Raw genomic sequence first — 14,021 nt, forward strand, 5'->3', positions numbered from 1 at the left:
GCTCAAAGCTCAAACATGGCCCCCTCTTTTCCGCTCTTTTTGCCTGCCGACGAGGACGCCCCATACGGCCTGGTGCACCTTGACGGCTCGCTTCGCATCGCGCTGGGGTGTGGCCCGCCCTTGAGGGCGCTCCACACGGCTACGCCGAATCGTGGTTCTGGCGATATCGCTTTTTTCTGCAGCTCTTCGCTTACTCGATCCTTCGATCTTCGGACTTTGACGGGGCCGCAGTTGTATGCCGCGCTAGGTCCTGGAGCGCATGCGCATCCAGTCGTCGAGCGGATTGCTGGGAAAGATGATGGGCTGCTCGCGTGCGCCGGGCACCGTCAGGCTGGCGATGGCGGCGCGCGCGGCGCCTTCGCTGCGTGTCGTGCGGCGTGGCTTGCGCGGGGCGGTGGGCAAGGTGTCGGCGCGTTGCGCCTGTTGTGCCTGTCTTGCCTGCTCTGCCGCCAGGGCATTCGACGCGATTTGCCCGGCGCGTTCTTCGGCGTGCTGGGTCTCGCCGATCAGGAACACGTCCTGGAGCGCGGACAGTTGCTGGCCGGCCGGCACGGGGGCCTTCAGCGCGGCCACCACCAGCGCGCTCAATTGGGCGAGCACGTGCGCGTCGCTCTGGTCCTGGCCCTGCGCGAACGCCGGCAGCAGGTCGCCGGGCGCATCGCCGGCCAGCACGCCTGCCAGTGCCTTGAGCGCGAAGTTCAGGCGCCAGCCGAGTTCACGCCGCGGGATCTGGGGCAGCGCGCGGGCGAAGGCGTCGGAGAAGCGGCCGAGGACCGGCGCGTAGTGGCCGAGCAGGTAGGACTGGATAAAGGGAGAGGTATCCGAATACACGCGCCCCAGCAGCCGCAGGAACGACGGGCCGCCCACCTCGGGCTCGCGCGCCATCTGCAGCGCGGGCACGAACAGTGCGCCCATCACGTGTTCGCATCGCAGCTGCTCGCCCGGCCAGCGTGTCTCGCAGGCGTCGAGCAGCGCCAGGCGGCGTGCATTGAGCGGATCGAGCCGGCGGCCCAGCACCGCCTGCATCATGATGTCTTTGCTGCGGAAGTGGTAGTTGACCGCGGCCAGGTTGACGATGGCGCGCGATGTCACTTGCCGTAGCGAGGTGGCCTCGTAGCCCACCTCGATAAACAGGCGCTCGGTGGCGTCAAGAATGCGCGCCTTGGTGTCTCCTGCCGTGCCTTTTACGGTCTTCATATTGGGCGTGTCTCGTATTGTCATGCGGTGGATCCCCGGCGAAACTCCACGCACCGCGACAGCTTCCTGCTCTGACGGCAAACGGATGCTTGAAACGGCTGTACGGAGCCTAGCGAGCGCGGCGAGTGTTTCACAAGTGCAATATTGGAGTGTTGCCTCTAATCTTCCCGGGATCCGCCTGAGGATCCGCTTGCCGCGCGTGCGTGATCCGGGCCCCGCGCGCGGGGGTGCCAGGCGCGTACAGCTACAATATTCGCAGCGCCGCGTATGCGATGGCGCCTCTCTCCCTACCACTTCTGCACGCGCGTTGGCGCGAGTCCTTATGCATATCCGCTGGCTCGAGGATTTTGTGTGCCTGGCCCAGGCCGGCAGCCTCGCGCGCGCGGCGGAGCTGCGCAACGTCACCCCGCCCGCGTTCGGGCGCCGCATGCAGGCGCTGGAAGTCTGGGCGGGCGCGCCGCTGATCGACCGCAGTGTGTTCCCCGTGCGCCTCACCGACGAGGGACGGCAATTCCTGGAAGCCGCTCAGAGCGCGCTGCGCACGCTGGACGAGACGCGGCTGTCGCTGCGCGCGGCGCATCGCGCCGATGCCAGCACGGTGGTGATTGCCACCGGCAAGACGCTGGCGCGCTCGATGCTGCCGGCGTGGCTGGCCGGCCTGCGCCATGCGTTGCGCAACGACAAGGTGGCGGCGAATTTCCGCACCCGGCTTTCCACCTTTCCCACGCACGACGCGCTGGCGATGTTCACCGAAGGCGATGCCGATTTCCTGCTCTGCTACAACTCGCCCGAGCAGCCGGTGACGCTGGACAACGCGCGCTACCAGTACCACCTGGTGGGCGAGGAACGCCTGGTCTGCGTGAGCGCCGCGGCGGACGGCGGCGGGCCGCAGTACAAGCTGCTCGCACGTGGCCAGCGCGCGCCGGTGCCGATGATCGCCTACGCCGAGACGCTGACGCTGGGGCGCATGGTCAACGGCGAGATCGCGCGGCGCGGGCTGGCCAGCCGGCTCGATGTGATCGCCGTCAGCGATTTCGCCGAGTCGGTGCATGAAATGGTGCGCCAGCGCATGGGCCTGGCGTGGCTGCCGGCGCGGCTGGTCGCCGACGATCTCCACGCCGGGCGGCTGGTGCGCGCCGGACTGGAAGTGGGCGGCGAGACCGACCTGGCGATGCAGATCCTGCTCTATCGCCCGCGCTCGCCCATGCGGGCGCTGGCGGAGGCGTTCTGGCGCGCGGCGGTGGTGGCCTAGGCGTCCGGCTTCCTCCGGTTGGCCCGCATCAATCCGTCAATGCATCAGCGCGGCCAGCGTCATGGCTACAAGGATCGCCGCCATCGAGACATTGATCAGGCGCGAACTCACCGGATCATGGAGGAAGCGGGACAGCGAAACGCCGGCCAGCAGCCAGCACAAGTGGATGACGGCAATCATCGCGCTCAGCACCGCGATCTTGACGATGGCGTCCAGGCCCTGGTGCCCGGCGATGACGGTGGTGCCCGCCAGCACGGCGCCAATCGCCAGGTAGGCCTTGGGGTTGGCGATGGCCAGCAGGAAGCCGCCGGCGAACGCGGGAGCCGTCAGCGCCCTCCTCTGGTCTCCGAGCGGTGGCGCGGTGGCAATCCTGAACGCCAGGTAGAGGATGTAGGCGGCAGACAGGACGCCGAGCACGCGCGCGCCGTGCGGCACCGACGCGACTAGCGCCACCACGCCCGTCGAAGCCATCAGCAGCACCGCGATGGTGCCGGCGATCAGCCCGCAGGCATAGCCGAGCGAGCGCCGCACGCCATGGGCGGCACCGACGGCCGTGACGCTGATCGTCGAGGGCCCCGGGCTCCCCATGACGACCACCGACGCCAGGATCAGCGCCGCGAGCGGACGCCAGATCCCCGGCATGGAAGCAAGCAGGTTTTCCATCGCGTCTCCGTCAGGCTGGTTCGTTGAACACGACTTTATGGCGGGGCAACGGATGCCGTCTTGAACGATTGTGCGTGGGATGGCGCCGCGATTTTGTCCGCCTCGCATGTCGCATCGGCCACTTGCCAAAACGGCAAGCGCCATTGCCAAAGCCGCATGTTGCTGCAGGCGCGCGCTCTCTAATATCGCCGGATATCTGCATACCTGCATATCCAAAAAGGGGAGAGACCTGCCATGAACAAACTGCTGCGTGCGGCTGCTGCCGCATCCTTCTGTGTGCTTGCCGGCGGCGCCGGCGCCTCGGGCTGGCCCGCCAAGCCGATCTCGCTGGTGGTGGGCTACACCGCCGGCGGCAGCGTCGACCTGGTGGCGCGCACGATCGCGCCGGAGCTGGGCAAGCGCTTGGGCCAGAGCGTGGTSATCGAGAACCTSGGCGGCGCCGGYGGCACCATCGGCGCCTCCAAGGTGGTCAAGGCCGATGCCGACGGCTACACGCTGCTGATGGGGTCGGGCAGCGAGGTCTCGATCGCGCGCCTGACCAATCCCGCCGTGCGCTACGACGGCGAGCGCGACCTGGCGCCGATCACCTTTGTCGGCACCCAGCCGATGGTGCTGGTGGGCAAGTCCGCGCTGCCGGCCAAGAACGCCGACGAGCTGATCGCGCTGGCCAAGGCGCAGCCGGGCAAGCTGGCCTATGCGTCGTCCGGCGTGGGCACGCCGCTGAACCTGGCCGGCGAACTGATCAAGCAGCAGGGCAAGGTCAATATCACCCATGTGCCCTACAAGGGGGCTTCCGCCATGTCGACCGACCTCCTCGGCGGCCAGATCGACCTCGCCGTGATGGTGCTGTCGTCGGCCCTGCCCCATATCCAGGCCGGCCGGGTCAAGGCCTACGGCGTGACCGAAGGGCACCGCGCCCAGGTGGCGCCCAATGTCCCCGCGCTGTCCGAAAGCAGCGCGCTCAAGGGCGTGGACATGGGCGTGTGGTTCGGCCTGATGGCGCCGGCCAATACCCCGCGCGCCGTGGTCGACCGCGTGAACACCGAGATGCAGGCCGTGCTGGCCATGCCCGAAGTGAAGAAGAAGCTGGCAGAAGCCGGCGTGGAAGTCGCGCCGGGCGGCCCGGCCCAGTTCGGCACCTTTATCAAGCGCGAAACGGTGAAGTACAAGAGCATCGTCCAGACCGCCGGCATCCACGAATAAGCGGCGGCAGGCGTACCATTTGTTTGTCGCAAGCGGCGGCGCCGCCACGGTGCCGCCTGTTTTTCTTTGCTGCTCCCGGCCGATCCCACTGGCAACCCAGGCAACCTAGCCGACCCACAGACATGACGACCACTGCCCCCAGCTTCGACGCTTACCCGGTTGAAGTCGAATTCCCCGATATCCGCCCCTATGCCGCCGGCAACTGCGGCGTGCCCTACGTCCACACCTTCGATAGTGGCGTGCCCGGCCCGCACGTGATGGTCAACGCGCTGACCCACGGCAACGAAGTGTGCGGCGCCATCACCGTCAAGGCACTGCTGGATCTCGGCGTGCGTCCGCGCCGCGGCCGCCTGACGCTGGCCTTCGCCAACGTCGACGCGTACCACACCTTCGATGCGGCCCGCCCGGATGCGTCGCGCTACGTGGACCAGGACTTCAACCGCGTGTGGACGGCGGCCGTGCTGGACGACACCACCCGCGATTCATCCGAGCTGCGCCGCGCGCGTGCCATGCGCCCGGTCATCGATACCGTGGACCTGCTGCTGGATCTGCACTCCATGCACGAGAAGAGCCTGCCGCTGATCGTCTCCGGCCCGCTCGACAAGGGCATCGCCCTCGCGCGCGCCGTGGGTGCGCCGGCCAACGTGATCGTGGATGAAGGCCACCCCGAAGGCCGCCGCATGCGTGACTACGAAGGCTTTGGCGACCCGGCCAGCGCCAGGAACGCGCTGCTGATCGAGTGCGGCCAGCATTGGGAAGCCACCGCCGTGGGCGTGGCCAAGGACAGCACCGCGCGCTTCCTGCTCAACGCCGGCGTGATCGATGCCGACGACGTGCCCGCCGGCTGGCTGTGGCTCTTGCACCCGCAGYGGGTGGTACGCGTGACGGAGCCGGTGGTGGCCAGCAGCATGGATTTCCGCTTCGCCGGCGCGTACACCGGGCTGGAAACCTTTGCCGAGGCTGGCACCGTGATCGGCTGGCGCGATGGCGAGCCGGTGGTCACGCCGTACCCGGATTGCGTACTGGTCATGCCTTCGTTGCGGCAACTGCGCCCCGGCGTCACCGTGGTGCGGCTGGGCCAGGTGATCGGCTGACTGGCCGCCGGTCCGCGCACGGGCGGGTGTTCAGGCTGGCGTAGCCGGTGAAGGCGGCGCGGCGGGCGCGCCTGCCGTGCCGGTGGTGGACTGCTTGGGCCGCATGCCGGGCAGCAACTGATCGACCAGTTCCTCGATCTTTGCCTCGGGCACCACCAGGTTGCTCAGGTTCAGGCCGCCGGCGCTGCGCAGCGCGTCGTAGTTCGCCTTGCCGGCGCGGTCGCCGCCGATGTAGACGACGATCTCGGCTGAACTGAGGAAATCGCGCCAGTACGACTGCCGTTGCGCGACAAAAGTCGCGGTATAGGGGCACGAGGCAATCGATGCGCCGGGTGACAAGACCTTGAACTCGAAGCCGCGCGCCTGGATGGAATCGCGCAGCGCGTCCATGTAGGCGTTGCCGACCGGGTTGCTGATCACGCAGAACAGCGTACCGTCGGCCGGCTGCGCTGCGGCGATGCGGTCGCCGCGGTCGACCGGGACGACGGACTGGTAGGTGGCGCAGCCGGTGGCCAGCAAGCCCAGGCTGGCGGTGGCGGCTAGCAATGCTTTCTTCATGATGCTCCTGGTTCGCTGCTGCAAGGGTGCCCAGCGCACCCCGGCGCCGGCGGACCTGCCCGGCGGCTGCCGTGGCGGCGCGCCTGGCGGGATGAACCGTGTTGTCGGCAGGCGCGAGCGCCAACTTTAGGCCATCGTGGCGGCGGCAATCGGTGGAACAGAGCGGGGAAAAGGGTCCGGCGGTGGCGTCCGGCTGCATGCGCGAGGTGCCGGACGCAAAAAACGGCCAGCCGTAGCGGCTGGCCAGGAAGGGTACTTCCCTTGGAGACTGGCGGTTCGACCCGGTGCCAGCTTGTCCGGGCGCCGTCAGGCAGCCTCAGGCAACAAACGCCTGGCGGCAGCGCAGCGCCATCACCTGCGCCTCGAAGGCACGGGCAGCGCGCTGCGCGAACTGGTCGCGGCGGCGCTGGCGGGGTTGGGAATCCGACCGGCCGGTGGCAACGGGCTCCAGCCCGGCGACCTCCCACGCGCGGCGTGTCACGGCGAGGATGTTGGCGAGTGCCTGGGCTTGCGGCGCGGTGCTACTGCCCCGGAGGAGACTTTCCATCATGATATTCGGCGCCGCCGGCACTGAAGCGAGCTTCAGGCTCCGGCGCAGGCGTTTGTTCGTATCGTGATGGAAAGATATACAGCGCCAGGGCTCCGCATTATCGACGGCGCGCCGATCCTGCTGTGGGATGCGTCCTACAAGGCCCCGGAGGGGCGTCGGCCGCACTGTTTGCGGCGGTTGTCATTCCAGACGGTGTCGGGTTTTGACTCGCTCGGCGCCTTCGTCCGGCGCTTCAGGTCTTTGCCGGGCCGCCGCTCGCCATCGTCCCCACCACCATCAGGCAGATGGCCGCAAGGAAGACACCCACCAGCAGGATCTGCAAGCGTCCCACCGGACGGCCCTTGAGGAAGGCGTTGCTGATAAAGGGCGGGGACACCAGGCCCACCACGGTGACGATCAGGATGGTCAGGGCGAGTACGGAAAGCAGGGTTTGCATGCGAAGTATCGATCCGGAGGCTTGCGGCAAAAAGGGATAAGTCAGTGCTCGCGCTCAGTTTGCGCCGCCGCGCACAAGGCAGCCTTCGAGCACGGGCGAGCCATCCACCTGGCCGGCGCCGGTGCACTCCACGGCCACTTTCTGTCCGCGCCGCACCATGGTGCCGCGCGCTTCCACCTCGCAGGTGCGCCCGGCGGGGCCGCAGATCTGTATCGGCAAGAGCTTGGCGCGTACCACAAGGGCGGGGCTGTTGGAGCGGATATCGAGGAATACCGAGTCGTTCGCCTCGCGCCGCACGCCGCTGGCCACGCCTTCCACGATGAAATACTTGCCGCGGTAGCGGTCGTCGGCCGCGCCAGCGTCTTCCTGGTAGTCATCGACCAGCGTGTCCGCCTGGTATTGCGGCAGGATGTCGGTGGTGCGCTTCGGGTCGATGCTGATCGGGTCCAGCGTACCGTTCTTGGGCACGCCGCGCGCGCCGCTGTTGGGTTCGGACGCGGGGGAGGCCTGGGCCACCGGCTCTGCGGCCGGCTCCACCTGTTGTTCTTCATGATTGCCGGTGAGCCACAACATGGCAAGCACGGCCAACGCAACAATGGCGATAAGGATTTGCTGGGTACGGTTCAAAACGGGGTTTCCTGCGATAAAAATAGGCCGTCGCGCTGCCAGGCGCATGTTTGTGCATCGACATTCCGGCGCTGCGCGGCCACTTGGCCGGGGTACCCGCCAACCCGCCTGTGGCAACGCTTTGCGCCGTCAATCCAGGCGTCGCGGCGGGGGCGCCGGAAAAGTTGCCCACAGCTTTGCCCACAGGGTTGTTCGGTCTTCTCCACAGACTTGTCCACAGCCTGAGGGGGGGCCGCGCCGGGTTGCCGGAGGGCATGCGCTTCCAACCCGCGATGTGACTCAATAATGGCTTCCGCGGGACTCGCGGGTTTGGCGTAAGGGATCAGTGCAAGTGGCGCAGCCCGGCTTCGCCGTCGTCCTCGTCTTCCCAGTCCTCATGCTCGACCGGGACGTCGGGTGCCATGTCGAACACCATCGAGTGGTGCTGCACGGTAAACCAGTCGCGAAACTGCTGCAGCGTCAGCGTTTCGGGCCACAGGCTTTCGTCGAACCACTCGCCCAGCATGAATTCGAAGAAGGCGCGCCAGCGCTGTTCCACCCACAACAGCGCTTCCGGTGAAGTCGCGACATCATCCGGGACCAGGAACACACTCTGGTCCTCGCGCACATGCTCAAGGGTGAGGGTGGCCACCGGATCGGTATCCACGGCCATGATCCACTCGAAGAAGGGCTGCTGCGGCACCAGGATGACGAGCGAGCGATTGAGGGTAAAGCGCGGATGATCGGACATGGCAGGGGCTCGTTCGCTGAAACGGCCCATTGTAGCGGTTGGCCGCGCCGGCATGCGATTCATTGGAGGGGCAATCGGCCCAGCCCGCTCCGGCCCCGGGCGAGCGCGCCGGCTGGCGCCGCCGGCCTGCCAGTTGCGTGCTAACGTGAAGACATGACAGGCACGCGGTGGCCGGTTCGATTGCCTGCGCCGTTGCCTGATTTGCCTGATACACGAAGAGGCCAACATGGGATTCAAGGTCGGGTTCACGCTCGCCGTGGAGGCGCTGTTCTTTGCGGTCTTGTTGTTTGGCGCGGCGGGAACGCTGGCCTGGCCCGCCGGCTGGGTGTATCTCATCCTGTTCTTTGGTGGCGGCGCCTGGGCAACGCAGCGTCTGGCGCGGTACGATCCCGCGCTGCTCGCCGAGCGCATGAAAATGCCTTTTCAACCAGGTCAGCCGCTATGGGACAAGCTGCTGCTGCCGGTGGTGGGCGTTGCCTGGTGTGCCTGGCTGGTACTGATGGGCCTGGACGCGGTGCGCTACCGCTGGTCCGCGATGCCGCTCTGGCTGCAGTGCGCGGGCGCCGTGCTGCTGGTGCTGTCGTTTCCCGCGATCGACCGCGTGTTTCACGCAAACACCTTCCTCGCCGCCGTCGTCCGGATCCAGTCCGAGCGCGGGCATCGCGTGGTTTCAACCGGCCCCTACGCCGTGGTTCGCCATCCGCTCTATGCCGTCATGCTGGTTTTCCTGCCGGCCAACGCCTTGCTGCTTGGCTCCTGGTATGGCATGGCGGGATCGCTGGTGCTCGTCGGCGGCATCGTCTTTCGCACGGCAATGGAAGACCGCGAACTACTGCGCGGCCTTGCCGGCTACGCAGCGTACGCGGCCAGGGTGCGGTACCGGCTGATCCCGTTCGTCTGGTGAGCGGCCGGCGCCCGCCGCCGTTCGGCGAGATCCGGGGATCGGTGAATCAGTGAATCTGCATCCCCCGCATGGCATGGATGCGGTCGTGATGCCACTGGATACCCTCGTACTGGCGTTGCACCACCGCACGGATCTCGGGCGGCATGTCCTTCATCAGCGCCGACTGGTATTCCCGCTTGGCGGCTTCCTCGTCGCGTTCGCATAGCTGCAGCACCGCATCGTCGTTGTGCGGCGCGATGACATGCAGCACCTCCATCCAGCCGCGATGCAGCGTGCCCCCCATGCTGCCGCGATCACGCGGCTCGGCGCCCAGCGCGGTCACCAGCGCCTGCAACTCCATCACCGAGGCGCGGCAGGATTCCGCCGTGCCGGTCAGGATGGCGCGTATCTCGGGGTTATGCACTTCGCGGGCCCCGGTCGTGCAGCTGAGCTCGCCGTCCTTGCCGACCTCGATCAGGTGGTTCAGGGTGGAGACGAGAGGTACTTGCGCGTTGTTCATGACATTCTCCTTGCCTGGGTCCGGGCCGATCATGAAGCCGTGCGCACATCTGCACCTGCGCGGGACGCATCGCCCCGGCGCCTGTCCAGAAGCCAGGCCCCCGATTCCTGCCTTTGCCGCGCGGCATGCTTGCCATGGCTTGCGGGCCGGCTGCCGTGCTGGCCGGCCCGCAGCCGCGGGTAGCGCGGACAGCGCCACCGACATGTTTAGTATAGAAGTTGGGGAGTGCAGGACAACGGCGCTTCGCGCACCGTACAGGACGTGCAAAAACGCAACGCGAAATGTGCCAGACTATGCCCTTGTTCAAGCGGAGGGTTCCGAGTCGCCTGGCTTCGTTTTAGTGTGCGATCTTGTGCGTCAGCAAAAAAAGCGTGACTTGCGCCAATCGGGGTCTCTCCTATGCTTGCCAAGCCCCGGAACAGGTGATTAACGATTGCTATTTCGTGCATGTGGCGAGGACGCGATGAACGCATTTGATAGCAGTATCATTCACTTCCTGCATCAGTTCGCTTTCCGATCGGTTTTTATCGACCGCGCGGCGTTGGCCATGACCCAGTTCTATATGCTCCGCGGCTTGCCGATGATCGCGCTGCTGTGGTGGGTCTGGTTCCGCGATGGCCCGGACAAGCTGCGCGACCAGGAAATCGTTGTGACCACGATTGTCGCCGGTCTTTGCGTGCTGGTCCTGGGCCGGTTCCTGGCGCACTGGGTGCCTTTCCGCATCCGTCCCTTTGCGAACCCTGAACTGGGGTTGCGCTTTCTCGTGTCCTCGGAAGACCGGATCCGAACCTGGAGCGCCTTCCCGAGCGATCATGCGATGCTGTGGTGCGCCGTGGCGACCGGCGTGCTGGTCGCGTCCTGGCGCATCGGCATCTTTGCGCTGGCGTATGCCATCCTGTTTATCTGCATGTCACGTGTCTATGTCGGGCTGCATCATCCGACGGACGTGCTGGGCGGGGCAGCGCTGGGCGTGGCAATGTGCCTGTTGCTGAATCTTACGCGGTGCCGCCACTTTATAGCGGCCCCGGTCCTGCAGTTTTCCCGCCGCCACCAAAGTTCCTTCCATGTGGGCATGTTCCTGCTGAGCTTTGGACTGGTGACCCATTTTGACGAGTTGCTCATGCTGGGCTCCTCGTTGCTGAAATTCATCTGACTGAAGTACACCTGACCCAGCGACGCCATGCGGCGGGAGGAAAGCCAACGCTGCGTTGCGCGGCTATCCGCTTCCTTCCCGCCGCGGGCAGTGACGTCAGAATGTGTTCAACACCTGTTTCACCGCGGCCGCGACCTTGCCTGCCAGGTAGACATGGCCAGCGGCCGAGGGATGGGCGCCATCGTCGGAGACGTACACGTCGCCATTTCCGTCGCCCTTCGGATGGGCAACATTGCCTGTCCCGGTTTGCCACTGTTCCGCCACGTTATCGATGAAATAGAAGTTGGCGCGCGTGCCGACCGCCGCCTTGATGGCATCCCGCTGCTCAGTGCGGGGAAAGCCCGGCGACCAAGGGCCGATGACAAAGACGATGGTGTTCGGCAGGTTCTTTGCTACAGCGTCGAACACGGCGGTGGCTTCCGCTTGCAGCTCTGCCTTGGAAGAACCCGTGTCATTGATGCCGCCGGCGACGACGAGAACATGCGGATTGAAAGGAAAGACGTCGGTTGCCAACCGGTCGCGGAACTTGAGTTTGGGGGAAGGCGCGGCCAGATAGCCTGTGGCCCCGACCCCGGACTGATACATGTCCTTCCACCCAGCCAGGTATCCGAGCTGGGCCGCGTAGTTGTCAAAGCTATACCCGACTGCGGCCATGCCTTCCGTAAATGAGTCGCCGAGCACCACGGCCCGCACCCTGGGTTCCGCGGGCGGCGCGGAAATGGCGTCGCCAGGTGCAAGGCGCACGCCCCCGAAGCGCATGTTCGGCGTCTCGATGCGGATCCGCCTTGACTTCCTGCTGCCCTGGAAATCGACCCGGGTCAGGTACAGGTTTCCATCGTCCGGATAGGCGACTGGCGTGGTGGAGGCGTACTCCCCGTCTACCAGGAACCGATGGGCGGAGGCATCGACATTACCCTTCACCAGAATCTCGAACGTCGGCGCATCGGTGACGAATTCGATGTAATAGACGTTGGAATCCAGTCCCAGCCCCCCGTAGTTCACCGCGGTATTCTTGACCAGATCCGCGTCCGGATAGAGGAGACCGGCTTGCACGACAGCGCCGATGTAGCGTAGCGCGGCAGTGTTACCGGGGAGTACCAGCGTGCTGCCGGCGATGTTCGACGGCATATTCGCCGTTCCCGGCGTAATGATCGGCGGCGAAGCCATTGTCTTCGGTGCCGCACCGCTTGCTGCGGCCGCCTTGAGCAGCGCCTTGGTGGTTTGTAGTTCCGTCTGCGGCGTCGACGGTGTAGTCACCGGCGTGGCTACGGGTGTCGGCGGGGTTGTGCTGCTTCCCCCTGTGCCTGAGCTATTGGTTGCAACCGCGGTGCCACTGTCACCGCCACCGCCACCGCCACCGCATCCGGAGACCAGTCCAACAATCAGAAACATTGAAAACGCAGCCAGCTTTGAGATCATCCCTTGCTCCCTGTTTCATCGCATGTCTCCCCGTTTTTTTGGATAGTTGCATGAGAAGAAGGGGCTGGTCTTTCCCCCAGAGAGCTTAGTGCCGGGCCATCTTCATCCGACAACAGGATGAGACTTTATGACGAGTGGTTGCGTGTAGACGGATATTGACAGATGTTGATGGACGTCCGGGGTGGACTGTTTGCCTGCGGCACACCGTTACTTGCCAATACAAAACCGCGTAAAAATCGTCCCCAGCAAGTCATCGCTGCTGAATTCGCCGGTGATGCTGTTCAGATGGTCCTGCGCCAGCCGAAGCTCTTCAGCAAACAGGTCCAGCGCCTGCGCCTCTTGCGCCGCGCGCTCCTCGGCCAGGTCTAAATGCGATTGCGCATTGCGCATTGCGCAGCGCGGTCAGGTGCCGCTCGCCCACTGTCGGCGTCAGGTCGATACAGACGATTCCATACATAAAAGCAGAAAATTCCCAACGTTAATGAGTGTGACTCTCATTTCTAATGGGGATGTTGGGCTATTCGACGATGAGCGCTCGCCCCAACAGGTCCGCCTCAATTATTCAATGCTACGGAGCACTGTTTAGTCTCGTTGACTATTTGGGAGATTTCCTTGGAAAAAATAAAGAAAGTAATCGGGTCCGTGATTTATTTCCTATTTGAGATTTGTGTGGGAATGATAGCCGGGTATCTTCCCGCGATCATAATAGGCCTTGCCTTGTATTTCCTTGGAATGGGAGCAAAGGATTGGATAGAGGGAATGTTATCGGGGGGGGCATGAGCCGGCGGTTTTGGAGAGATAGATTGAAGCGTTTCTTGGACATGTGGGAAACCCGAGGGCAGGAGCAAGAGAATGCCAATTTGAAAGGGAAGTTCTTAGCCGTATTGCCAATTTCAGCCAATACTCTGCCGAGTGATGATTTCTTTACCTCTACTCCCACTCGGCAGACTGTTAGAGCGCTCGACCAGTTGACCATCCAGATGCGTCCCTAAGTATCCCCGTTTGAAGAACTAGCGGCCCAGGTAGACTTCCGCAATCTGCATCCGTCCGTGGCCAAACTCAAGGTTGATTGTCCGCCGCGCTTGCGCAAATCGGATTGTGACTGGATGGTGGATTGCGTGGCGGAGGAGCTTTGCGATTCGGTGTTCGAGGAGGGCTTGGCTAAACATGATGAGACTCCATAGGGCGCTGGCGGGATCGCCAGATGGGCGTCATGTCATCCGAAGCAAGAGTGTGCGTCGCCTAACAAGCCGATTCACCGAGGTACCCGACTCAATCGAAAAATTCGGCGCGAAAAGGCTGTATTTCGGCGGTAGACTCAAGCGCATCTGGTACATATGCGTTGTTACGCTTGGCTCCGATTGCGCGTCGTACATCGGTCCATCGGAAAAATTATCCACAAGCACGCATCTTGGCCGAGTAGCTGTTCCGTAGTTGTCCACAGCGCGGCATTGGGACATGGCACTAAAACTATGTCCAAATTTATGTCCAAGCATCCAAGGCACCCTCAAAGAAGGCTTTAGAAGCATATCGGTAGATGGATTTTTCTTGCTTCTGTATTGGAACTCAAGTTACTTGCCAATACAAAACCGCGTAAAAATCGTCCCCAGCAAGTCATCGCTGCTGAACTCGCCGGTGATGCTGTTCAGATGGTCCTGCGCCAGCCGAAGCTCTTCAGCAAACAGGTCCAGCGCCTGCGCCTCTTGCGCCGCGCGCTCCTCGGCCAGGTCTAAATG

Annotated in this window: 14 protein-coding genes and 2 pseudogenes; 5 read left to right on the forward strand and 11 right to left on the reverse strand. The window is 64.5% G+C overall.

The features are described from left to right. Positions 1–243: 243 nt before the first annotated feature. The gene (locus tag AC1DKD_RS30115) at positions 244–1,197 is read right to left on the reverse strand and encodes a TetR/AcrR family transcriptional regulator (protein ID WP_441630275.1); all 954 of its coding nucleotides are present in this window, start codon (positions 1,195–1,197) and stop codon (positions 244–246) included. 322 nt (positions 1,198–1,519) lie between these two features. On the opposite strand from AC1DKD_RS30115, the gene AC1DKD_RS30120 reads away from it, so the two are divergent. Continuing rightward, entirely contained in the window at positions 1,520–2,449 is a 930-nt protein-coding gene (locus AC1DKD_RS30120) for a LysR family transcriptional regulator (protein WP_441630269.1), read from the forward strand. Positions 2,450–2,485: 36 nt separating this feature from the next. Here the strand turns inward: AC1DKD_RS30120 and AC1DKD_RS30125 are convergent, their stop codons facing one another. Further along, positions 2,486–3,112, reverse strand: coding sequence for a LysE family translocator (locus AC1DKD_RS30125; RefSeq protein ID WP_441630267.1), 627 nt, complete (start codon positions 3,110–3,112; stop codon positions 2,486–2,488). 234 nt (positions 3,113–3,346) lie between these two features. Here AC1DKD_RS30125 and AC1DKD_RS30130 point away from each other — a divergent pair, with 234 nt between their 5' ends. Both AC1DKD_RS30130 and AC1DKD_RS30135 read left to right on the forward strand, forming a co-directional pair. Beyond that, positions 3,347–4,315, forward strand: a complete 969-nt coding sequence (locus AC1DKD_RS30130) for a Bug family tripartite tricarboxylate transporter substrate binding protein (protein WP_441630265.1) — start codon at positions 3,347–3,349, stop codon at positions 4,313–4,315. A 122-nt stretch (positions 4,316–4,437) separates the two neighbouring features. Beyond that, complete coding sequence (locus AC1DKD_RS30135; protein WP_477144066.1) at positions 4,438–5,409, forward strand: M14 family metallopeptidase; 972 nt, start codon at positions 4,438–4,440, stop codon at positions 5,407–5,409. Positions 5,410–5,439: 30 nt separating this feature from the next. On the opposite strand, the gene AC1DKD_RS30140 is transcribed toward AC1DKD_RS30135, so the two are convergent. The 5 genes from AC1DKD_RS30140 to AC1DKD_RS30160 form a co-directional block, all read right to left on the reverse strand. Next, a complete protein-coding gene (locus tag AC1DKD_RS30140) occupies positions 5,440–5,967 on the reverse strand; it encodes an Sbal_3080 family lipoprotein (protein ID WP_441630261.1) in 528 nt (175 codons plus the stop codon). Positions 5,968–6,283: 316 nt separating this feature from the next. After that, a complete protein-coding gene (locus AC1DKD_RS30145) occupies positions 6,284–6,517 on the reverse strand; it encodes a hypothetical protein (protein ID WP_441630259.1) in 234 nt (77 codons plus the stop codon). Positions 6,518–6,749: 232 nt separating this feature from the next. Next, positions 6,750–6,953 (reverse strand): hypothetical protein, encoded by a 204-nt coding sequence (locus tag AC1DKD_RS30150; protein ID WP_441630257.1) that lies wholly within the window; start codon positions 6,951–6,953, stop codon positions 6,750–6,752. A gap of 54 nt (positions 6,954–7,007) precedes the next feature. After that, positions 7,008–7,628, reverse strand: a complete 621-nt coding sequence (locus tag AC1DKD_RS30155) for an OB-fold putative lipoprotein (RefSeq protein WP_276290530.1) — start codon at positions 7,626–7,628, stop codon at positions 7,008–7,010. 274 nt (positions 7,629–7,902) lie between these two features. Continuing rightward, positions 7,903–8,310, reverse strand: a complete 408-nt coding sequence (locus tag AC1DKD_RS30160; protein WP_035863698.1) for a hypothetical protein — start codon at positions 8,308–8,310, stop codon at positions 7,903–7,905. Between the two features lie 226 nt (positions 8,311–8,536). On the opposite strand from AC1DKD_RS30160, the gene AC1DKD_RS30165 reads away from it, so the two are divergent. Continuing rightward, positions 8,537–9,214: a methyltransferase family protein gene (locus AC1DKD_RS30165; RefSeq protein ID WP_441630255.1), complete on the forward strand. Its 678-nt coding sequence runs from the start codon at positions 8,537–8,539 to the stop codon at positions 9,212–9,214. A 46-nt stretch (positions 9,215–9,260) separates the two neighbouring features. On the opposite strand, the gene AC1DKD_RS30170 is transcribed toward AC1DKD_RS30165, so the two are convergent. Next, positions 9,261–9,713 (reverse strand): PA2169 family four-helix-bundle protein, encoded by a 453-nt coding sequence (locus AC1DKD_RS30170; RefSeq protein ID WP_276290527.1) that lies wholly within the window; start codon positions 9,711–9,713, stop codon positions 9,261–9,263. Positions 9,714–10,293: 580 nt separating this feature from the next. On the opposite strand from AC1DKD_RS30170, the gene AC1DKD_RS30175 reads away from it, so the two are divergent. Next, positions 10,294–10,866, forward strand: coding sequence for a phosphatase PAP2 family protein (locus tag AC1DKD_RS30175; protein WP_477104476.1), 573 nt, complete (start codon positions 10,294–10,296; stop codon positions 10,864–10,866). Between the two features lie 96 nt (positions 10,867–10,962). Here the strand turns inward: AC1DKD_RS30175 and AC1DKD_RS30180 are convergent, their stop codons facing one another. The 3 genes and pseudogenes from AC1DKD_RS30180 to AC1DKD_RS30190 form a co-directional block, all read right to left on the reverse strand. Further along, complete coding sequence (locus AC1DKD_RS30180; protein WP_441630250.1) at positions 10,963–12,285, reverse strand: SGNH/GDSL hydrolase family protein; 1,323 nt, start codon at positions 12,283–12,285, stop codon at positions 10,963–10,965. Between the two features lie 207 nt (positions 12,286–12,492). Continuing rightward, positions 12,493–12,678 (reverse strand): annotated as a pseudogene (locus tag AC1DKD_RS30185) (tRNA uridine-5-carboxymethylaminomethyl(34) synthesis GTPase MnmE); the annotation flags it as partial. Positions 12,679–13,856: 1,178 nt separating this feature from the next. Further along, positions 13,857–14,021 (reverse strand): annotated as a pseudogene (locus AC1DKD_RS30190) (tRNA uridine-5-carboxymethylaminomethyl(34) synthesis GTPase MnmE); the annotation flags it as partial.

It is taken from the genome of Cupriavidus sp. 05T313, assembly GCF_056396665.1.